This is a genomic window from Pseudomonas sp. 02C 26 (assembly GCF_002843585.1).
Lineage (GTDB): Bacteria > Pseudomonadota > Gammaproteobacteria > Pseudomonadales > Pseudomonadaceae > Aquipseudomonas > Aquipseudomonas shirazensis.
Map to the genome: position 1 here is coordinate 5,157,025 of NZ_CP025262.1, position 18,642 is coordinate 5,175,666.

Below are 18,642 nucleotides of genomic sequence, written 5' to 3' on the forward strand. Positions count from 1 at the left end.
GTGCTTTCTAGCCTCAGTCGCGCTTGACCAGCCCCGGCAACTGCGCCGCCAGCTTCTGGTTGTTGAACGGCGCGCGGATAAAGCCGCGCTGGCGCCCATCGGGCCCGACCACAGCCAGGTTGCCGCTGTGATCGACGGTGTAGCCGGGCTTGCTGGTGTCAGCAGGGATAAACGGAATGCTCAGGGCATTGGCCAGCTTCTGGGTGTCCTCGATCGAGCCGGCCAGGCCGACGAAATCCTTGTCGAAGTAGCCCAGGTACTGCTTCAGCTGAGTGGCGGTATCGCGGTGCGGATCGACGCTGACCAGCACCACTTGCAAACGCTCCAAGGCTTCCTTGGGCAGCTCGCTCTTGACCTGGCGCAGCTGCGCCAGGGTCGTCGGGCAGATGTCCGGGCAGTAGGTGTAGCCGAAGAACAGCAACGACCATTTGCCTTTGAGCTGATCGAGCTCGACCGGCTGGCCGTTCTGGTCGGTCATGCTCACCGCCGGCACGCTGCGGCTCTGCGGCAGCAGGATGATGCCGGCATCGATCAGTTCAGCTGGGTTGGCCTCGCTGCGGCCGTTGAGCACCTTGTTGACGGTCAGGCCGAGGATCAAGGCAACCACGGCAACGAGAATGAAGACGGTTTTCTGGGTTCGGGTCATAGATTCAGCATCAACAGATAGTGGTCAACGAGCAGGGCGATGAACAGGGCGAACAGGTACCCGATAGAGTACTTGAAGGTCTTGATCGCCGCGTGCGGCCGGGTGCCACGGTACAGCACCCAGGCCCAGCGGACAAAACCCAGCCCCAGCAGCAGCGCACAGGCCAGATACAGCAGGCCGCTCATGTGGATGGCGAACGGCAGCAGACTTGCCGCCAACAGCACCCAGGTATACAGCAGGATATGCAGCTTGGTGTAGGCCTCACCATGGGTCACCGGCAGCATCGGGATCGCTGCCTTGGCGTATTCCTCCTTGCGGTGGATGGCCAGCGCCCAGAAGTGCGGCGGCGTCCAGGCGAAGATGATCAGCACCAGCAACAACGGCTCGGCGGTGATCTGCCCGGTCACTGCAACCCAACCGAGCAACGGCGGCGCGGCCCCGGCCAGGCCACCGATAACGATATTCTGCGGTGTCGCACGCTTGAGAAAACCGGTGTAGAGCACCGCATAACCGAGCAGTGAAGCCAGGGTCAGCCAGGCTGTCAGGGCGTTGGTGAACACCAGCAGCACGCTCATGCCGAGCACCGCCAGAAGCAAGGCAAAGGCCAGCGCTGCCATGGGCGCGATCCTGCCATCGGCCAAAGGCCGCTTATGGGTGCGCGCCATCAATCCATCAATACGCCGGTCGACCACATGGTTGACCGCAGCCGCAGCGCCAGCGCACAGGCCGATACCCAGGTTGCCGAACAGCAACACCGTCCACGGCACGCCCGCACGGGTCGCGAGAAACATCCCGACCAGCGAAGTGATCAGCATCAACAGCACCACCTTGGGCTTGGTCAGCTCGACATAATCGCGCCAGCTGGCCTGCTGCCGCGGCGTGCTCAGAACCGTCGCCATGCGTCACTCCTCATCGGTACATGTGCCCCGGCCACGCGGGTCAAGCGCCAGCCATGGCCGACGCGGACCTTGTCGACCACGCGAATGCGGTAATTCACCAACACCATGCACAGCAACAGCGCAGCACCACCGGCGTTGTGCGCCACCGCGACGGCCAGCGGCAGGTGCAGCAGGACATTGCTGATGCCAAGGCTGATCTGCACCGCCAGCGCCAGCATGACCAGCCCGGCCAGGGCGCGTAAACCGTTGCGGTAGAGCTTGTGGCTGAGCAGCAACAGTACGGCCGTGACCAGTAGTGCACCCAGCCGATGGCTGATATGAATCGCCGTGCGCGCATCACTGTCGAGCTGGCCACCGAGGTAATTGGGGCCGACATGCTGAGTCAGGTGAAAGCCATTGCTGAAGTCAGCCGCAGGCCACCACTGGCCATGGCAAGTCGGCAGGTCGATGCAGGCGACGGCGGCATAGTTGGCACTGACCCAACCGCCCAGAGCGACTTGGCCAATCACGGTCAGCAGCCCCAGCGCGGCGACTCGGCGCAGGCTCAACGGCAGTTTCGGCAATGGCGCAAAGGCCCGGGATAGACGCAGTGATAGCAGCAACAGCAGGCTCAACGTAGTGAAGCCGCCAAGCAGGTGCGCTGTGACCACCTGCGGCCACAGCTTCAAGGTCACCGTCCACATACCAAACGCCGCTTGCGCCAGCACCACCCCCAGCAACAGCAGTGGCAGACGGTAGGGCTGGCCGTCACGGGCGTGCCGGCGCAGCGCCTGCAACGCCAGCCAGGCAATCACCAGCGCCAGGCCACCGGCAAAGTAGCGATGGACCATCTCGGCCCAGCCCTTGGCTGCTTCAACGGGATGCTCAGGGAAGTGCAGCTCGGCATGGGCCAGCTGCGCGTCGCTTTTGGGCACGCTGATAAAGCCGTAGCAACCGGGCCAGTCCGGGCAGCCGAGACCAGCATGGGTCAGCCGGGTATAGGCGCCCAGCAGTACCACCACCAGCGCCAGCAAGGTTGCGAACACAGCGAGGCGATAGCCGGGTCTGGCCATGGCAGAGCTCCTATCCGATGTTGGACAGCTTGAGCAGATGACGCAGGTCGTCGAGCACGTGCTTGCCCTTGACCGTGGCGTCGTAGCGCAGCACCAGGTTGCCGTGGGGGTCGACGATCCACAGTTGCGGCCCCGGCTCGTTGACGTGCTCGCCGTAGCGCTGCAGGTCCAGCGAATAACGCTGCAACTGCGGGTACTCGCGGGTGAGCAGCTGCTGGTAATCGCTGCTCAGTGGCTGCGCAGCCGCCAGCGCATGGCTGGCGCGGCTGGCATCGCGGCCCAGGCCGATCTGGATCTGCCGCGCCAGGTACACAAGGTTCTGACAGGGCTGATCACACGCCGCCGGTGCGCTGACCAGCAGTTGCCAGCGCTGCTCCTGCGCCGGGATACCAATGTCGGCCCGGCTCAGGCCGTTGCCGATCATTGCACCGTGATAACTGCGGCCGTCCGGCACCCAGAACTTGAACTTGTACATGCTGGTGGCAAGGATCATCGGGCCGAGGGTGACCAGCAAGATCAGCAACAGCTGCCAGCGTCCGCGGCTGCGGGGCTTGCGGCCTTCAGGCACGTCCAGTGGACTCGTGGCGGCGCTCATGGTGATGCTCCTTGTTGTTATGCCAGCCGAAGTACAGGTACAGCAGCACCAATGCCGCCGCCAGGGCGAACCACTGCACGGCGTAGCCCAGGTGCTTTTCCGGGCCCATGGCGACTATCGGCCAGTCCAGCCGGTAGCTGGCTGGCCCGCCGAGCAGGCGCAGTTCGTGGCCATAACCGTCACGCCCCAACTGCTGCCAGAGCGCAGCGGGGTCGATGGCAGTGAGCAGGTGCGGCCACTGCCCGCCGACCGGGTCCGGGTGCAGTTGGAAGGCCGCGCCGGGGGCGATGTAGACCAGCGCCTGCAGCGCCAGCGTTTGCGAAGGGGTATCGAAGCGCGCCGGCACACGCCGATCGGGCCAGGGCAGCCAGCCGCGATTGATCAACATCCAGTGGCCGCTGGCCTGATCGAGAAACGGTTGCAGCAGCTCGACGCCGACCTGGCCGTCGCGCAGGCGGTTGTCCAGCAGCACGCTGTGATTGGCGTCAAAGTGGCCAAACAGCTGCACCCGATGAAAAGCCGGATCGGCCAGCGACTGCAGCTCGGCCAGCGCCAGCGGCGCTTCGACCTGGCGTTCGGCGTAGGTCGCCAGCAGTTCGCGCTTCTGCTCGGCGCGGCTCAGTTGCCAGCAACCCAGCGCGATCAACCCCGGCAGCAGTGCAAGCACCACCAGAGTCGGCACCAGCCCGGGGCGAAACGGCTTCACCTTGGGCCACGCTGTGCGAACGCTATACTTGCCTGCATCACCAAGCCCCCCGGGGAGTGCCGCCATGCTCAAGGCCGCCATTGTTTTGCTGTTGTTGGCCACTGTTGCCAGCCTGTTCAGTGGCCTGGTGTTTCTGGTCAAGGACGACCAAGACTCGACCCGCCTGCTCAAGGCCCTGACCGTGCGCGTCAGCCTCGCAGCGCTGACCATCGGTCTGATCGCCTGGGGCTTCATGAGCGGGCAACTGGTCTCCCACGCGCCCTTCTAATTGCATCCCACGCGCCCTGTGTAGGAGCGGCCTTGTGTCGCGATTGGGGCGCGCAGCGGCCCCATAAATCGTGCAGCCACCACAGATCGCCGGGCCCGCTACGCGCGCCTATCGCGACACAAGGCCGCTCCTACAGGGTCCGCGCAAGCCGTTACAGCACATAAACAAATACAAACAAGCCAACCCAAACCACGTCTACAAAATGCCAATACCAACTGGCCGCCTCGAAACCGAAATGCTGGTTGGCATCAAAATGCCCACGCAGCACGCGCACGAACATCACGATCAAAATCACCGTCCCCAAGGTCACGTGCGCGCCGTGGAACCCGGTCAGCATGAAGAACGTCGCACCATAGATCCCCGAGCCCAACGTCAGCCCCAGATGCACATAAGCTTCGTAGTACTCGTAGGCCTGCAATGCCAGAAACGACAGCCCCAGCAGGATGGTCAGTCCCAGCCACAACTTCAGCGGCCCGCGATGGCCTTTGCGTAATGCGTGGTGGGCGATGGTAATGGTCACACTCGAGCTGACCAGCAGCAGGGTGTTGATCAACGGCAGGTGCCAAGGGTCGATGACATCCTTGGGCGGCGGAAACAGCTTCGGGTCCGGTGTGTGCAAAAGCGGCCAGGCAAACTCGAAGTTCGGCCAGAGCATGTGCGCCACACCCTTGGCGCCGTCACCGCCCAACCACGGCCCGGCCAGCACGCGCACATAGAACAGCGCGCCAAAGAAAGCCAGAAAGAACATCACCTCGGAGAAGATGAACCAGCCCATACCCCAGCGGAACGAGCGGTTCATTTGCGCGCTGTACAGCCCCGCCTTGTTCTCCCTGATCACCGCACCGAACCAGCCGAACAGCATGTAGGCCAGGCACAGCGCACCGAAGAAAAAGATCAGCGGCCCGTGCGAATCCGGGTGGCCGGCCTTCAGATCATTGAACCAGGTGCCCAGGCCGAACACCGTGACGAACATGCCGATGGTGGCGATGATCGGCCATTTGCTCTGCGCCGGGACGTAGTAGTGATCGTGATGTGCCATTGCTGTTCTCCTTCCCTCAGCGGGCGCGCTGGACGCCCTCGGTGCTCAACTGGGCAACCGGCGGGTGGCGAGCGGTGATGTCGAACAAGGTGTAGGCCAGAGTCAGGTGCTTGACGTTGCCCGGCAGGTCGCGGTCGACGATGAACCGCACCGGCATCTCAATGCGCTCACCCGGCTGCAGCACCTGCTGGGTAAAGCAGAAGCATTCGGTCTTGTGGAAATACGCCGCCGCCTCGGCCGGCGTGATGCTCGGTACCGCCTGAGCGCTCATCGGCTTGTCGGTCGGGTTGTGCGCCACAAAGATCATCTGGTTGACCGCGCCCGGGTTGACCTCGACCTGGTCGGCACGCGAGTAGAAGTCCCAGCTCATGTCACCAGCATTGGTCGACATGAACTGCACCCGCACCGTGCGCGAAGGGTCGCTGACCTGGCTGCCTTCATATTGCCCGCCGGTCTTGCCATTGATGCCGAACGCCTTGCACATCACGTCGTACAGCGGCACCAGGGCAAAGCCGAAGGCAAACATCACCACCGTCAGCAGTAGCAGGCGGCGCACCAGGCGTTTCAGTGGCAGGCTGGTCATGGCAAGGCCCTATTTCACTTCCGGCGGCGTCTGGAAGGTGTGGTACGGCGCCGGCGATGGCACCGACCACTCCAGCCCTTCGGCGCCATCCCACGGTTTGGCCGGCGCTGGCCGGCCTCCACGGATGGTCTTGATGACGATGAACAAGAAGAAGATCTGCGTAGCGCCGAACAGGAATGCACCAATCGACGAGACCATGTTGAAGTCGGCGAACTGCAGGTTGTAGTCGGGGATGCGCCGGGGCATGCCGGCCAGGCCAACGAAGTGCATCGGGAAGAAGGCCAGGTTCATGCCGATGAACGACAGCCAAAAGTGCAGCTTGCCGAGGGTTTCGTCGTACATGTGGCCAGTCCATTTCGGCAGCCAGTAGTAGGCCGACGCGAAGATGCCAAAGATCGCCCCAGGCACCAGCACATAGTGGAAGTGCGCCACCACGAAGTAGGTGTCGTGGTACTGGAAGTCCGCCGGGGCAATCGCCAGCATCAGCCCGGAGAAACCGCCGATGGTGAACAGGATGACAAAGGCAATGGCGAACAGCATCGGCGTCTCGAAGGTCAGCGAGCCTTCCCACATGGTGCTGACCCAGTTGAACACCTTGACCCCGGTCGGCACCGCAATCAGCATCGTCGCGTACATGAAGAACAGCTCGCCCACCACCGGGATGCCGACCACGAACATGTGGTGCGCCCAGACAATGAACGACAGAAACGCGATCGCCCCGGTGGCGTACACCATCGAGGTGTAGCCAAACAGCGGCTTGCGTGAAAACGCCGGGATGATCGAGCTGACTGCGCCGAACGCCGGCAGGATCATGATGTACACCTCGGGGTGGCCGAAGAACCAGAACACATGCTGGAACAACACCGGATCACCACCGCCGGCCGCGCTGAAGAAGCTGGTGCCGAAGTGAATATCCATCAGCATCATCGTCACCACCCCGGCCAGCACCGGCATCACGGCGATCAGCAGGAAGGCGGTGATCAGCCAGGTCCAGACGAACAGCGGCATTTTCATCAGGGTCATGCCCGGCGCGCGCAGGTTGAGAATGGTCGCGATCACGTTGATCGCGCCCATGATCGAGCTGACGCCCATCAGGTGGATAGCAAAGATGAAGAAGGTCACGCTGGCCGGCGCATAGGTGGTGGATAACGGCGCGTAGAAGGTCCAGCCGAAGTTGGGCCCGCCACCGGCGCTGAACAGGGTCGATACCAACAGCAGAAACGCCGCCGGCAGCAGCCAGAAACTGAAGTTGTTCATCCGCGGCAGGGCCATGTCCGGGGCGCCGATCATCAATGGGATCATCCAGTTGGCCAGGCCGACAAACGCCGGCATCACCGCGCCGAATACCATGATCAGGCCGTGCATGGTGGTCATCTGGTTGAAGAAAGCCGGTTCGACGATCTGCAGCCCCGGCTGGAACAGCTCGGCGCGAATGACCATGGCGAACGAGCCGCCGAGCAGGAACATGCAGAAGCTGAACCACAGGTACATCGTGCCGATGTCCTTGTGGTTGGTGGTCAACACCCAGCGCATCAAGCCCTTGGCCGGGCCGTGGGCATGGTCGTGGCCATGCTCGTCGATCACTGCACTCATGTCCTGTCTCCTGCCAGCCACTGGCTGCGGCGCAATTTACGGCTCATTTGGCTTCTGCCTGCTTGAGCGCGAGCACGTCTTTAGGCGTGACCATGTCGCCTTTGTTGTTGCCCCAGGCGTTGCGCTCATAGGTGACCACGGCGGCGATATCGACTTCCGAGAGCTGTTTGCCAAACGCGGCCATGGCCGTGCCGGGCTTGCCGTGGAAGACAATGCCCAAGTGGCCTTCGATAGGCCCGGTAGCGATTTTCGAGCCCTTGAGTGCCGGGAACATTGGCGGCAAGCCCTGGCCCTCGGCCTGGTGACAGGCGACGCAAGTGGTGTGATAGACCTTGTCGCCGCGCTCGACCAGCTCTTGCAGGGTCCATTCCTTGCTGGTCAGCTCTTTGAGCTTGGCCGCTTCGGCCTTGCGCTCGCCCAGCCAGGTGTCGTAATCGGCCTGCGACTTGACCTCGACCACCACCGGCATGAAGCCGTGGTCCTTGCCGCACAGCTCGGTACACTGGCCGCGGTAGATGCCGGGTTCCTCGACCCGGGTCCAGGCTTCGTTGACGAAGCCGGGGATGGCGTCACGCTTGACCGCAAAGGCCGGTACCCACCAGGAGTGGATCACGTCGGCGGCCGTGACCAGAAAACGCACCTTGGCGCCCACCGGGATCACCAGCGGCTGGTCGACCTCGAGCAGGTAATGCTCGTCCTTGGGCGCCTTGTTGTTGATCTGTTCCGCGGGGGTGGCAAGGTTGCTGAAGAACTCGACATCCTGCCCCAGGTATTTGTAATGCCACTTCCACTGGTATCCGGTGACCTGGATATCGATATCCGATTCACTGGCGTCGTAGATTTCGATCAGGGTCTTGGTGGCAGGGATGGCCATGACGATGAGGATCAGCAGCGGCACCACGGTCCACATGATCTCGACCCAGGTGTGCTCGTGGAAGTGCGCGGCCTGCTGGCCGGTTGAGCGGCGGTGGATCACCATCGACCAGAACATCGCGCCAAACACCACGATGCCGATAACGACGCAGATCCAGAAGATGATCATGTGCAGGTCGAACACTGCGTGGGAGACTTCGGTAGCCCCGGGCGCCATGTTGACGGTCCATGCGCCATGCGCCTGACCGATAACCGACCACAACAGAAGGCCCATCCAGACATGTGGATGTCGCATCATTGCGGGTTCCCCTTATCATTCTTGTAATCCCGGAGGCATAGACCTTGGGCAAGGGGGGGCGGCGGTCAAGACAGCCTGCTTCGACGACCGAGCTCCTCTGCAAACTGCAGGTGGGCCTCATCAACCAATCACGTTCAACCCGAGTATAGACAGCGCTCTAGGCCACGCAACGCGGCCTATGAAAACATCGTCACAAAGCCACAAAAGCCAGCAAACCCGCGCCATTGCTGGGTCATGGCATAATGATGGCATGGCTATATTCTTGAGCTCGCACACGTTTGCGTTGCTTATAACAAATGCGTCTTAGGCATCCGGTATACCGAGCTAACTTAGAGCTTTCCGTAAGTACTGTCTTCCGTTTGTCACCCAATGTCCCTGGAGTTGTCATGAACATCGCCGCTGTACGCGAGCAGATCAAACAAGCCCATCAACATGAGAGCCAGAGCGGCCAATTGAAACAGCGCCTCGAAGCGCAACTGCCGCACCTGCATCCGTCCATCCAACTCCCTGAGAAAGATGCTCAGGGCACCCTGGCGCGCTTTGTTGGCGCTTATATCGATGAGGTTCCAGAGCTACTCGAAGCTGCCCATGCGGTCGCGCTCGAAGCTGGCATCGAGTCGCAGATCAAACCGGTATTGAAGATCGCCGAAGCCTATTTCATGCAACCGCCCAGCGTCATGCAAGGGCATGTCGGCCTCGATTGCCTGCTCGATGAAGCCTACCTGGCCCATCGTCTGGTAGAAGAGGTCAACGATCTGTACATCAAGCACTTCGGGCAGCCGCTGATTCCGGCGGACACCACCGTGGCCAACCTGATCGCCCATCAACTGATCGGCGAAGAGTTTGCCAACCAACTGGATGAAGTGGTGCATCACTCGGTCGACGAGATGCTCGACGACGACAGCTTCGCCCTGGAATCGGTCGAAGCCTACCGCGCCACGCTGAGCAGCCCGGCGACCGGTGAAGCCTGGAAACGCTGGCCGTGCCTGTCGCGCCAGCTGGGGGTCGAGCTCGGCCAACCGGCTTGAGCTGACGCAGTGTGAACCGGCCGGTCGCGGGCAACCCGCGACCGGCCAATACTGTTTAGGTGCAGTGCCCGCTCAGGCACCCACGCCCGCCGTGGTCCGCAGCCGCCCCTCGATCCGCCGCTTCAAGCGCCACTGCTCGATCTTCAAGCGTGAGCCCTTGGCGGCATTGCTGCGCCCCCAGTCTTCCAGCAGTTCCAGGCACGAGTGGTCGATGTAGCTCAGGTTGCCCAGCGGCACATGCAGGGTCGTGCCCGCAGGCACCTGCTCAAGTACCTGGGTCAGGGCCGGCACCTTGAGGAAGGTGGCCGCGCCGCTCAGGCGCAACTCCATATGCCCAGGCTTGGCCAGGTCGACCAGATTGATTTTCAGCCGGGCCGCCTTGAACGCCAGCTTCAACAGAGTCAAGGCAAAGCCCAGCAAGACCCCGGTCAGCAGGTCGGTGAAGATGATCGCCAGCGCTGTTGCGGCATAGGTGAACATCGGCATCCGGCCATATCGGCCAAGGCTGCGAAACGCCTTGAAATCAACCAGCTTGATCCCGGTATACACCAGCACCCCGGCCAGGCTCGCCACCGGAATCTGCTGCAGCACGCTGCTCAGCACTACCACAAAGCCCAGCAGCCAGACACCATGCAGGATCGCCGAAGCGCGAGTCTGCGCGCCGGCCTGGACGTTGGCCGAGCTGCGCACGATCACCCCGGTCATCGGCAGCGCACCGAGCACGCCGCAGAGCATGTTGCCGATGCCTTGCGCCGAAAGCTCCTTGTCGAAGTCCGAGCGCTGCCCGCTGTGCATGCGGTCTACCGCTGCAGCAGACAGCAGCGTTTCAGCACTGGCGATGAAGGCCAGGGCAAAGGCGGCGACCAGCAAGGTCGGGTCGGCCAGCTTCAGCAGGTCATCCGGGCGCAGCCAGTCGATCGCTTCGGACAGGTCCGCCGGCACCACCACGCGGTTGACCGGCAGTGCCAGCCACATGGCGATTGCGGTCATGCTTGCCACACCGAGCAGCGCGCCCGGCACAAAGCGCAGCCGCTGCGGCCGGAAGCGCTCCCAGGCCCACATCATGGCGATGGTGCCCAAGCCAAGCGCACCGGCCTGCCAGCCATTCCCCGCGTTTTCCAGCGGCAGCGCTGCCAGCAGCGTTTCGGGGAAGGCCAGCAGGTTGTTCAGGCCCGAAGGCTGCGGCGCGGTGTCGAACATCACATGCACCTGCGACAGCACAATCAGCACGCCAATCCCGGCGAGCATGCCGTACACCACCGCCGGTGCCGTAACCCGAAACCAGCAGCCCAAACGAAAACGCCCGGCCAATAGCTGCAGCAAGCCCGCCAGCAGCAGAATCGGCCCAAGCATGGCCATGCCATGCTGGCGCACCAGCTCGAACACCAGCACCGCCAGGCCCGCCGCCGGGCCACTGACCTGCAGCGGCGAACCGGCAATGAAGCCGACCACGATGCCGCCGATAATGCCGGTAATCAGCCCCTTGGCAGGCGGCATGCCGGATGCGATGGCGATACCCATACAAAGGGGCAGGGCCACCAGAAACACCACCACTGAAGCCAGTAATTCTCGCGGCAACGCCGCCTTGATCTGTGTTTTGTTCACCGTATTTCTCCTTTCTAGACACATGGTCGGTCCGCTGGCCATGGGCACAATGGGCCCCTGACAGGCGCGCAGGCGCCCGCCGCCAGCGCAGATGCCGGCAACTCGGTCAGGGAAATTCAAGGCAGCCGAAGGCCGCACCGCGCCCCTTAGGGTGCGCGGTCGGCTATCAAGGTTTTGCGGGTGTCAGGGTCGCTTAGTAGCGGCCTCTCGGCGTGGCGCTCGGGATCGGCTGGCCAGCCTCCAACGGCAGGAAGCTGTCGCTGACGGCGTCATAGGCTTCGATCCGGCTGGTCTCGATGTCGTAAATCCAACCGTGGATGTGCAACTGGCCAGCGGCCAGGCGCGAAGCGACCGACGGGTGCGTGCGCAGGTGCTGCAGCTGGGCGATGACGTTTTCTTTGGTCACGACCTGCATGGTCTCGTGCTCGCTGCCGCACGAGCAGTTGTCTTCAACCACGGTGCGGGCGACTTCGGCGTGGCGCAGCCAGGCCTTTACGGTCGGCATCTTTTCCAGCGAAGCGGGGTTGAGCACCGCACGCATGGCGCCGCAGTCGGAGTGGCCACAGATGATGATGTGGTGCACACCGAGGGCCAGCACGGCGTACTCGATGGCTGTCGAAACACCACCGTTCATCTGGCCATAAGGCGGGACCACGTTACCGACGTTACGGGTCACGAACAGGTCGCCTGGCGAGCTCTGGGTGATCAGTTCGGGAACAATCCGTGAGTCGGCACAGGTAATGAACATAGCGCGTGGGGTTTGCGCTGTGGCGAGCTTCTTGAACAGCTCTTGCTGCTCTGGAAACACATCGTGATGAAACTTCAGGAAGCCGTCGACGATATGCTTAAGGGCGGCATCGGCGCTTTCGGCCGGGACAGCAGCCGGGGCGGCTTTGGATGGGTCCTTGATGGGCATGATTCATCCTCTAGACGGTGTGGGTAAGTTCCATATTACCGGTTAAAGATTCTGGCTATGCGGGGAATTAGATGACACGCACGGGCCATGAATCACAGTCGGTGTGGACTGATTTCCTACGCTACCGGGGAAAACTTAACTGAAACTTAATTTGAAGGCTCTAGAACGGGCGTTCCAGCTTCATTTGGCGGGACTTTGATAATAGCAAAAAAACATCAGAGGCCAAGGGTCATTAGTAAAAATATTGTGCAGTATTAGTTGGGCTGAAGGGTAACTGCCTGGGCTCAAAACAGTGCCATCTGCCCGCCGGGCCGACAGAACGCCGAGCAGTCCAGCGTTTGCGCCTCGCGGCCGGCAAAATCCAGCCGGCGCATGGCCCGAGAGAAGCGCTGCTGCAACAATTCGGCAAACACTCCTTCACCGCGCATGCGGCTGCCGAACCGGCTGTCGTAAAGTTCGCCGCCGCGGCTCTGGCGGATCAGGCTGAGCACGTGCGCGGCGCGCTGCGGGTAATGATCCTGCAACCACTGTTCGAACAACGGCGCTACTTCCAACGGCAAACGCAACATCATGTACGCCGCACTTTGCGCTCCGGCCTCCTTGGCCGCTTCAAGCAGATGCTCCAGCTCGCTGTCGTTGATCATCGGGATCATCGGCGAGCACAGCACGCCGACCGGGATACCCGCTGCGCGCATCACCCGGATCGCCCGCAGGCGTGCCTTGGGCGCTGCCGCACGCGGCTCGAGCACACGTTTGAGCTCATCATCGAGGGTGGTCAGGCTGATCATTACCCGCACCAGGCGCTGCTGAGCCAGCTCGGTGAGCAGGTCGAGGTCACGCAGAATCAACGAGCCTTTGGTGACGATGGTGACCGGATGGCGAAAGCGCAGCAGTACCTCCAGCAAGCGCCGGGTCAGCAACTGCTCACGCTCGATGGGCTGGTACGGGTCGGTGTTGGAGCCAAGGTTGATCGGTGCACAGACATATCCCGGCTTGCTCAGCTGTTGTTCGAGCACTTCGGCAGCGTTGGTCTTGGCAATCAGCTTGGTTTCGAAATCCAGCCCTGGGGACAAATCCCAGTAAGCATGGCTGGGCCGCGCATAGCAGTAGATGCAGCCGTGCTCGCAACCGCGATAGGGGTTGATCGAACGGTCGAAGGGCAGGTCGGGGGAGGTGTTGCGGGTGATGATGGTCTTGGCGGTTTCGCTGCGGATCTCGGTGCCCTGGGTGAGCGGCACCTCTTGATACCAGCCGTCATCCTCCGCCACCGATACGCTTGGCGCAAATCGGTTGTGAGGATTGTCGGCGGTGCCACGACCGCGCACAGGAGAGACTGACATGGGCATATCCGGGGCACTGTTTTTATATACAGTACTCCGATTGGGCGGCCAATGCCATGACCGCCCGGCGTCTGCTGCAATCAGCCATATCTGCGCAAATAGGCGTTCAATGAAGGAGGCCGTCCCAGGTAGGCCTGCAACGAAGCACTCAGCGAGCGTTTGCCAGCCTGGGCGAGCAGTTCCTCGAGGACGCACTGCGCCGGAGGCTGCTGACCTGGAGGTGCAGTCAGATAATGCTCGAACGCATCGAGCGCATAGGCCTCGGCCAATTTATAACCGAAATAGCTCGCCTCGTAGCCCGTGACCAAGTAGTCAAAACTTTCAATGAACGCCTCTTCATCATGCATCGTCAGCAGGCCGGTTCGCCGAGTAGCAGTCATTGCCAGCTGACGCAGATCACGATGAGCGGTAACTTCACAATGCGCGACAAAGTCAAACAGCGACAGCCTCAGCTGCTGTGCCTGGGACACTGCTTGCCAGCTGCTGCGGCTGTGCAGCCAGTTCTGAACCTGCTGCAAAGACGCTTGTTGACCCGTTTGCACATGGCGCGACAAGACCTGCAAAGTACTTGCGGACCAGCACCATTGCTCGAAGAACTTGCCGACGAATTCGCATCCATCTACGCCCAGCGCATCGATTGCCACGCGGTTCAACCGGCGGTGCGGGTTGCCCGCCAGGATCTGATGCAGCGCGTGGCCAAACTCATGCAGCAATTTGCACAGGTCTTCGTGGGTCAGCATCGGCTCAGCCTGCCCATCACCTGGCTCCAGGCAGCATGAGATCATGGCCACCGGCAGGGTTGTGTGGTTATCCACATGTCGCGGGCGCATTGGATAAAAGTATGGCCAGGGTGCCTTCAGCGGGCGGGCGAACAAATCCAGATAGATATAGCCAAGCTGTTCGCCGTCGATGTAGAAATGCAGCGCCTGCACCTTGCTGTCCCAACTGTGAACGTTGATGGACGTCGCCCGGATGCCAAACTCCCGCTCCAGCAATTGATAGATACCCCTGAGGGTCTCTTGCAGCGGGAAGTAGGCAGCCATGATTTGCTCCGCATCGGTGCCGTCTGTACGCCTGGCCTGCTGGGCAAAATACGCCAGATCCCATGCGCCAAGTTCATCGATACCCTGCTCACGAGCAAGATGGGCGAGCAGGTGGAGCTCTTCCTTGGCCTTGATCTGAGCCCGCTGCACTAGTTGAGCAAGCAACGCCTCGACCTCAACAACCGAGTCGTCATGATTGACCCAGGCGGCCATCGACGCTGCGTTATCCCACCCCAGCAGCTGCGCACGCTCTTGGCGTAGACGCAGCAGCGCTTGCAGCACCGGGGCGTTGTCCAGTCCGGGGTCGCCCAGCGACGACGCTAGGCTTGCAGCGGCTCGGTAGACCTTTTCGCGCAGAGCCCGATCGTCGGCATAAGCCAGAATCGTGGTAACGGTGGTTTCCCGCAGATCGAGCTGCCAATGGCCGCCATCGTCAGCCAATGCGTCAAGTGCAGCATCAGGCAGCCCAGCCAGTGCAGCTCTTTCTGTCAGCGTACAGGTCCAGCTACCACGAGCAGTATCCAGGTTCGCCAAAAACTGTTGTTCGAGCGCGCTGATTGCCGCGTCGGTTTTCTGCAACTGCTCAAGCTCGGCCGGCGCCAGCGCACTTCCAGCCGGATGAAACTGGCGCAGAATCTGCGCGAGTATCAGGCGTTGATCGGCATTGGTCGCTTCGGTTTCCAGCCTGCGGTAGGCGTCGAGCAACTGCTTGTTACCGAGCTTGGTGCGAGTCCAAGTCTGCAGAAGTTGATCACAAGCATCCACTGCAGCGGCCCATTCACTGCTCACGCTAGCCATCGGCGTCAGGGCATGGAACGTATCATCGAGCTGCTGATCAAGCAGTTCGATCGGCAATACGAATGTGTCCCAGGCGGGGCTTGCAGCATGATCTCGAACGAGATCCTCCAACACGGTACCGCTATGCTCGAACAGTTCTTTGAAAGCAGGTTCGAGTTGCCCAACATCCAGTTTGGAATAGTCGAGCAAATCGCAATTGTCCATCAGTGCAAAAGCAGCGGTCATCAGAGGCCCCAGGAATTAACGGTAAGGACCGTTACCCTAAGTGCCAGCTGCCGTGTGCAACGCAGCCATGATTACCACCCGCAGCTACGGACGCTCGCGAAGAGCGTCCGCCGTGCGCTTACTCGCTGGGCTTTTTCAACTTCGGGTTGGGGAAAAACTGCACAGTCTGCACCTTGACCGGCTCAGCCTTGACCGCCTGTTGATTGACCCGCGTGCCCAGCTCCTTGGGCACCGACAGGCCTTGCTCGTTGAGCGTATCGGTAAACCCGCAGGCGACGCACTCTCGGTGCGGGACGCCATCTTCGCTCCACATGGTCAAGCGATCCGGCTCGCTGCACGCCGGGCAGACCGCCCCGGCGATAAAGCGTTTTTTGGTCTTGCTCACAGGCACCTCACTCATGCCGCTGCATCCTCGCTCAAGCCGCAGTGACGCAGCAGAGCATCGATCGACGGCTCGCGGCCACGGAAGTCGACAAACAGTACCATCGGCTCACGCGAACCACCGCGGGCGAGGATCGCCTCACGGAAGGCGCGGCCAGTTTCGGCATTGAGTACGCCTTCTTCTTCGAAGCGCGAGAAGGCATCAGCCGACAGCACTTCGGCCCATTTATAGCTGTAGTAACCGGCAGCGTAACCGCCGGCAAAGATGTGTGCGAAGCTGTTCGGGAAGCGGTTGTAGGCCGGCGGACGCATAACCGTGACTTCATCACGCACGCCTTCCAGCACCTCCAGCGCGCTGCGACCGTCGCCGTGGGTGGCGTGCAGCTCGAAATCGAACAGCGAGAACTCGAGCTGGCGCACCATCATCATGCCGGACTGGAAGTTCTTCGCTGCGAGCATCTTGTCGAGCAGGTCCTGCGGCAGTGGCTCGGCGGTCTCGAAGTGGCCCGAGATCAACGCCAGGCCCTCGGGCTCCCAGCACCAGTTTTCCATGAACTGACTTGGCAGCTCGACCGCATCCCAAGCCACACCGTTGATGCCGGATACGCCGGCATGCTCGATGCGGGTCAGCAGGTGATGCAGGCCGTGGCCGAATTCGTGGAACAGAGTGGTGACTTCATCGTGGGTCAGCAGCGCCGGCTTGCCAGGCGCGGCCGGGGTGAAGTTGCACACCAGGTTGGCCACCGGGCTCTGCAGGCTGCCAGCCTCGGTACGACGGCGGTCGCGCGCGCCGTCCATCCAGGCACCGCCACGCTTGTTGGCGCGTGCATAGAGGTCGAAGAAGAAGCGCCCGACGTGCTCGCCGTTCTCCTTGATCTCGAACAGGCGCACGTCCGGGTGCCAGCTGTCGAAGCCCTTGAGTTCGGCGATTTCGATGCCGTACAGGCGCTGGACGATGGCGAACAGGCCAGACAGCACCTTGTCGATCGGGAAGTAGGCACGCAGGGTTTCCTGCGAAACGCTGTAGCGCTGCTCGCGCAGCTTCTCGCCGAAGTAACCGACGTCCCAGCTGGCCAGTTCAGGGCAGCCTTGCTCGGCAGCGTAGGCCTTGAGCTGTGCCAGGTCCTGCGCGGCAAACGGCTTGCTGCGCTTGGCCAGGTCCCGCAGGAAGCTCAGCACCTGGTCGCTGGACTCGGCCATCTTGGTCGCCAGGCTCAGCTCGGCGAAGTTCGGGTAACCGAGCAGCTGCGCCAGCTCCTGACGCAGGTCGAGGATCTCGTTCATGACCGGGCCGTTGTCGAACTGGCCGGCGTTCGGGCCTTGGTCCGAAGCGCGGGTGCAGTAAGCGGCGTACAGTTCTTCACGCAGGGCGCGGTCGTTGGCGTAGGTCATCACCGCGTAGTAGCTGGGGAATTCCAGGGTGATCAGCCAGCCATCGAGGCCCTTGGCTTGCGCAGCGGCAGCCATCTGCGCCTTGGCCGATTCGGTCAGGCCGGCGAGGGCGGCTTCGTCGCTGACGTGCTTGCTCCAGGCCTGGGTGGCGTCGAGCAATTGGTTGGAAAAGCGGCTGCCCAGCTCGCTGAGCTTGCTCTGCACTTCAGCATAGCGCTGCTGTTTGTCCGCCGGCAGGTCGATACCCGACAGGCGGAAGTCACGCAGGGCGTGCTCGAGGATGGTCTTTTGGGCGACGTCGAAGGTCGCCGACTCGGGGCTGTTGGCCAGGGCTTCATAGGCCTGGAACAGCTCGCGGTTCTGGCCCATCTCGGTGGAGTAGGCGCTCAAGGCCGGCAGGCACGACTCATAGGCCTCGCGCAGCTCGGCGCTGTTGCACACCGCATTGAGGTGGCTGACCGGGCTCCAGGCCGCGCCGAGGCGGTCGTTGAGTTCGTCCATCGCCAGCACCAGGCCAGCCCAGGTAGGGTGCTGGCCCTGGCTTTTGAGAATTTCAGCGATGGCTTTACGGTTATCGGCAAGGATCTGTTCGATCGCCGGCAACACGTGTTCGGCACGGATTGCCGAGAAGGGCGGCAGATCGTAGGACTGCAGAAGCGGGTTGTTCGCACTCACGGTTTGGATACCTTGGCAGGAGAAACATGGGACCATCTTAATTACAATCGACGCCGTCCGCAGCAGGCAGCCCGCCTATTGGCATTCAAGAGAGGCGCTATCATGGCCATTCGTAGCTTTCAGCAACACACTCCGATAGTTGGACCCCGGGCCTTTGTCGACCGTTCGGCGGTGGTGCTGGGCGACGTGCAGATCGGCGAGGACAGCTCGGTATGGCCGCTGACCGTGGTGCGCGGCGACATGCACCGCATCCGCATCGGTGCGCGCACCAGCGTGCAGGACGGCAGCGTGCTGCACATCACCCATGCCGGCCCGTTCAACCCGGACGGCTTCCCACTGATCATCGGCGACGAGGTGACCATCGGTCACAAAGTCATGCTGCATGGCTGCACCCTGGGCAATCGCATCCTGGTCGGCATGGGCAGCACCATCATGGATGGCGCGGTGGTCGAGGACGAGGTGATCATCGGCGCCGGCAGCCTGGTGCCGCCGGGCAAGCGCCTGCAAAGCGGTTACCTGTATGTCGGCAGCCCGGTCAAACAGGCGCGGGCACTGACTGACAAGGAGCGGGCGTTTTTCCCGTACAGTGCCGCCAACTACGTCAAGCTCAAGGACCTGCACCTGGCCGAAGGCTACGACCGCCCGGAATGACGCCTTCGCGGCGCCCATCCGCACAACCGAGAGACT

The 18,642-nt window shown here is 62.1% G+C and carries 18 protein-coding genes; 3 read left to right on the forward strand and 15 right to left on the reverse strand.

Features of this window, described 5'->3' with window-relative positions; all coding sequences use genetic code 11:
* Nucleotides 1-13 precede the first annotated feature (13 nt).
* The 5 genes from CXQ80_RS23485 to CXQ80_RS23505 are packed head-to-tail and all read right to left on the reverse strand — an operon-like array spanning nucleotide 14 to nucleotide 3,898.
* Nucleotides 14-646 carry an SCO family protein gene (locus CXQ80_RS23485; RefSeq protein ID WP_101322718.1) on the reverse strand — a complete coding sequence of 211 codons (633 nt, stop codon included), beginning with the start codon at nucleotides 644-646 and terminating at the stop codon, nucleotides 14-16.
* Nucleotides 643-1,545, reverse strand: coding sequence for a heme o synthase (gene cyoE, locus CXQ80_RS23490; protein WP_101322719.1), 903 nt, complete (start codon nucleotides 1,543-1,545; stop codon nucleotides 643-645). The genes CXQ80_RS23485 and cyoE overlap by 4 nt, the downstream gene beginning before the upstream one ends.
* Complete coding sequence (locus CXQ80_RS23495; RefSeq protein WP_101322720.1) at nucleotides 1,530-2,597, reverse strand: heme A synthase; 1,068 nt, start codon at nucleotides 2,595-2,597, stop codon at nucleotides 1,530-1,532. Before CXQ80_RS23495 ends, cyoE begins: the two co-directional genes overlap by 16 nt.
* 10 nt (nucleotides 2,598-2,607) lie before the next feature.
* Nucleotides 2,608-3,192: a hypothetical protein gene (locus CXQ80_RS23500; RefSeq protein WP_101322721.1), complete on the reverse strand. Its 585-nt coding sequence runs from the start codon at nucleotides 3,190-3,192 to the stop codon at nucleotides 2,608-2,610.
* Nucleotides 3,158-3,898: an SURF1 family protein gene (locus CXQ80_RS23505; RefSeq protein WP_101322722.1), complete on the reverse strand. Its 741-nt coding sequence runs from the start codon at nucleotides 3,896-3,898 to the stop codon at nucleotides 3,158-3,160. The genes CXQ80_RS23500 and CXQ80_RS23505 overlap by 35 nt, the downstream gene beginning before the upstream one ends.
* A 64-nt stretch (nucleotides 3,899-3,962) precedes the next feature.
* Here CXQ80_RS23505 and CXQ80_RS23510 point away from each other — a divergent pair, with 64 nt between their 5' ends.
* Nucleotides 3,963-4,166 carry a twin transmembrane helix small protein gene (locus CXQ80_RS23510; RefSeq protein ID WP_101322723.1) on the forward strand — a complete coding sequence of 68 codons (204 nt, stop codon included), beginning with the start codon at nucleotides 3,963-3,965 and terminating at the stop codon, nucleotides 4,164-4,166.
* Nucleotides 4,167-4,317: 151 nt separating this feature from the next.
* On the opposite strand, the gene CXQ80_RS23515 is transcribed toward CXQ80_RS23510, so the two are convergent.
* From CXQ80_RS23515 to coxB, 4 genes are read right to left on the reverse strand one after another with little or no spacing between them, the layout of a single operon-like run.
* On the reverse strand, nucleotides 4,318-5,205 hold the full coding sequence (locus CXQ80_RS23515) for a cytochrome c oxidase subunit 3 (RefSeq protein ID WP_101322724.1): 888 nt from the start codon (nucleotides 5,203-5,205) through the stop codon (nucleotides 4,318-4,320).
* A gap of 16 nt (nucleotides 5,206-5,221) precedes the next feature.
* Nucleotides 5,222-5,788 carry a cytochrome c oxidase assembly protein gene (locus CXQ80_RS23520; RefSeq protein ID WP_101322725.1) on the reverse strand — a complete coding sequence of 189 codons (567 nt, stop codon included), beginning with the start codon at nucleotides 5,786-5,788 and terminating at the stop codon, nucleotides 5,222-5,224.
* Between the two features lie 9 nt (nucleotides 5,789-5,797).
* Nucleotides 5,798-7,381: a cytochrome c oxidase subunit I gene (ctaD, locus tag CXQ80_RS23525; protein WP_101322726.1), complete on the reverse strand. Its 1,584-nt coding sequence runs from the start codon at nucleotides 7,379-7,381 to the stop codon at nucleotides 5,798-5,800.
* A gap of 43 nt (nucleotides 7,382-7,424) precedes the next feature.
* Nucleotides 7,425-8,552, reverse strand: a complete 1,128-nt coding sequence (coxB, locus tag CXQ80_RS23530) for a cytochrome c oxidase subunit II (protein ID WP_101322727.1) — start codon at nucleotides 8,550-8,552, stop codon at nucleotides 7,425-7,427.
* Nucleotides 8,553-8,938: 386 nt separating this feature from the next.
* Between coxB and CXQ80_RS23535 the strand changes: the two genes are divergently transcribed.
* The gene (locus tag CXQ80_RS23535) at nucleotides 8,939-9,580 is read left to right on the forward strand and encodes a hypothetical protein (protein WP_101322728.1); all 642 of its coding nucleotides are present in this window, start codon (nucleotides 8,939-8,941) and stop codon (nucleotides 9,578-9,580) included.
* Between the two features lie 72 nt (nucleotides 9,581-9,652).
* On the opposite strand, the gene CXQ80_RS23540 is transcribed toward CXQ80_RS23535, so the two are convergent.
* From CXQ80_RS23540 to prlC, 6 genes are all read right to left on the reverse strand, one after another.
* Nucleotides 9,653-11,185, reverse strand: a complete 1,533-nt coding sequence (locus CXQ80_RS23540) for a SulP family inorganic anion transporter (RefSeq protein WP_101322729.1) — start codon at nucleotides 11,183-11,185, stop codon at nucleotides 9,653-9,655.
* Nucleotides 11,186-11,378: 193 nt separating this feature from the next.
* Nucleotides 11,379-12,101, reverse strand: coding sequence for a carbonic anhydrase (locus CXQ80_RS23545; protein WP_101322730.1), 723 nt, complete (start codon nucleotides 12,099-12,101; stop codon nucleotides 11,379-11,381).
* A 284-nt stretch (nucleotides 12,102-12,385) separates the two neighbouring features.
* Entirely contained in the window at nucleotides 12,386-13,441 is a 1,056-nt protein-coding gene (locus CXQ80_RS23550) for a PA0069 family radical SAM protein (RefSeq protein WP_101322731.1), read from the reverse strand.
* A gap of 80 nt (nucleotides 13,442-13,521) precedes the next feature.
* Nucleotides 13,522-15,507: a M3 family metallopeptidase gene (locus tag CXQ80_RS23555; protein WP_101322732.1), complete on the reverse strand. Its 1,986-nt coding sequence runs from the start codon at nucleotides 15,505-15,507 to the stop codon at nucleotides 13,522-13,524.
* A gap of 118 nt (nucleotides 15,508-15,625) precedes the next feature.
* Nucleotides 15,626-15,907, reverse strand: coding sequence for a YheV family putative zinc ribbon protein (locus CXQ80_RS23560; RefSeq protein ID WP_101322733.1), 282 nt, complete (start codon nucleotides 15,905-15,907; stop codon nucleotides 15,626-15,628).
* Nucleotides 15,904-17,955 carry an oligopeptidase A gene (gene prlC, locus CXQ80_RS23565; RefSeq protein ID WP_150572338.1) on the reverse strand — a complete coding sequence of 684 codons (2,052 nt, stop codon included), beginning with the start codon at nucleotides 17,953-17,955 and terminating at the stop codon, nucleotides 15,904-15,906. Before prlC ends, CXQ80_RS23560 begins: the two co-directional genes overlap by 4 nt.
* Before the next feature lie 102 nt (nucleotides 17,956-18,057).
* Between prlC and CXQ80_RS23570 the strand changes: the two genes are divergently transcribed.
* Nucleotides 18,058-18,606 (forward strand): gamma carbonic anhydrase family protein, encoded by a 549-nt coding sequence (locus tag CXQ80_RS23570; protein WP_101322735.1) that lies wholly within the window; start codon nucleotides 18,058-18,060, stop codon nucleotides 18,604-18,606.
* Nucleotides 18,607-18,642 lie beyond the last annotated feature (36 nt).

Bases quoted from the DNA above. Each gene is read 5' to 3' on its own strand.
- CXQ80_RS23485 (WP_101322718.1), bottom strand. From the start codon at position 646: ATGACCCGAACCCAGAAAACCGTCTTCATTCTCGTTGCCGTGGTTGCC.
- cyoE (WP_101322719.1), bottom strand. From the start codon at position 1,545: ATGGCGACGGTTCTGAGCACGCCGCGGCAGCAGGCCAGCTGGCGCGAT.
- CXQ80_RS23495 (WP_101322720.1), bottom strand. From the start codon at position 2,597: ATGGCCAGACCCGGCTATCGCCTCGCTGTGTTCGCAACCTTGCTGGCG.
- CXQ80_RS23500 (WP_101322721.1), bottom strand. From the start codon at position 3,192: ATGAGCGCCGCCACGAGTCCACTGGACGTGCCTGAAGGCCGCAAGCCC.
- CXQ80_RS23510 (WP_101322723.1), top strand. From the start codon at position 3,963: ATGCTCAAGGCCGCCATTGTTTTGCTGTTGTTGGCCACTGTTGCCAGC.
- CXQ80_RS23515 (WP_101322724.1), bottom strand. From the start codon at position 5,205: ATGGCACATCACGATCACTACTACGTCCCGGCGCAGAGCAAATGGCCG.
- CXQ80_RS23520 (WP_101322725.1), bottom strand. From the start codon at position 5,788: ATGACCAGCCTGCCACTGAAACGCCTGGTGCGCCGCCTGCTACTGCTG.
- ctaD (WP_101322726.1), bottom strand. From the start codon at position 7,381: ATGAGTGCAGTGATCGACGAGCATGGCCACGACCATGCCCACGGCCCG.
- coxB (WP_101322727.1), bottom strand. From the start codon at position 8,552: ATGATGCGACATCCACATGTCTGGATGGGCCTTCTGTTGTGGTCGGTT.
- CXQ80_RS23535 (WP_101322728.1), top strand. From the start codon at position 8,939: ATGAACATCGCCGCTGTACGCGAGCAGATCAAACAAGCCCATCAACAT.
- CXQ80_RS23545 (WP_101322730.1), bottom strand. From the start codon at position 12,101: ATGCCCATCAAGGACCCATCCAAAGCCGCCCCGGCTGCTGTCCCGGCC.
- CXQ80_RS23550 (WP_101322731.1), bottom strand. From the start codon at position 13,441: ATGTCAGTCTCTCCTGTGCGCGGTCGTGGCACCGCCGACAATCCTCAC.
- CXQ80_RS23555 (WP_101322732.1), bottom strand. From the start codon at position 15,507: ATGACCGCTGCTTTTGCACTGATGGACAATTGCGATTTGCTCGACTAT.
- CXQ80_RS23560 (WP_101322733.1), bottom strand. From the start codon at position 15,907: ATGAGTGAGGTGCCTGTGAGCAAGACCAAAAAACGCTTTATCGCCGGG.
- CXQ80_RS23570 (WP_101322735.1), top strand. From the start codon at position 18,058: ATGGCCATTCGTAGCTTTCAGCAACACACTCCGATAGTTGGACCCCGG.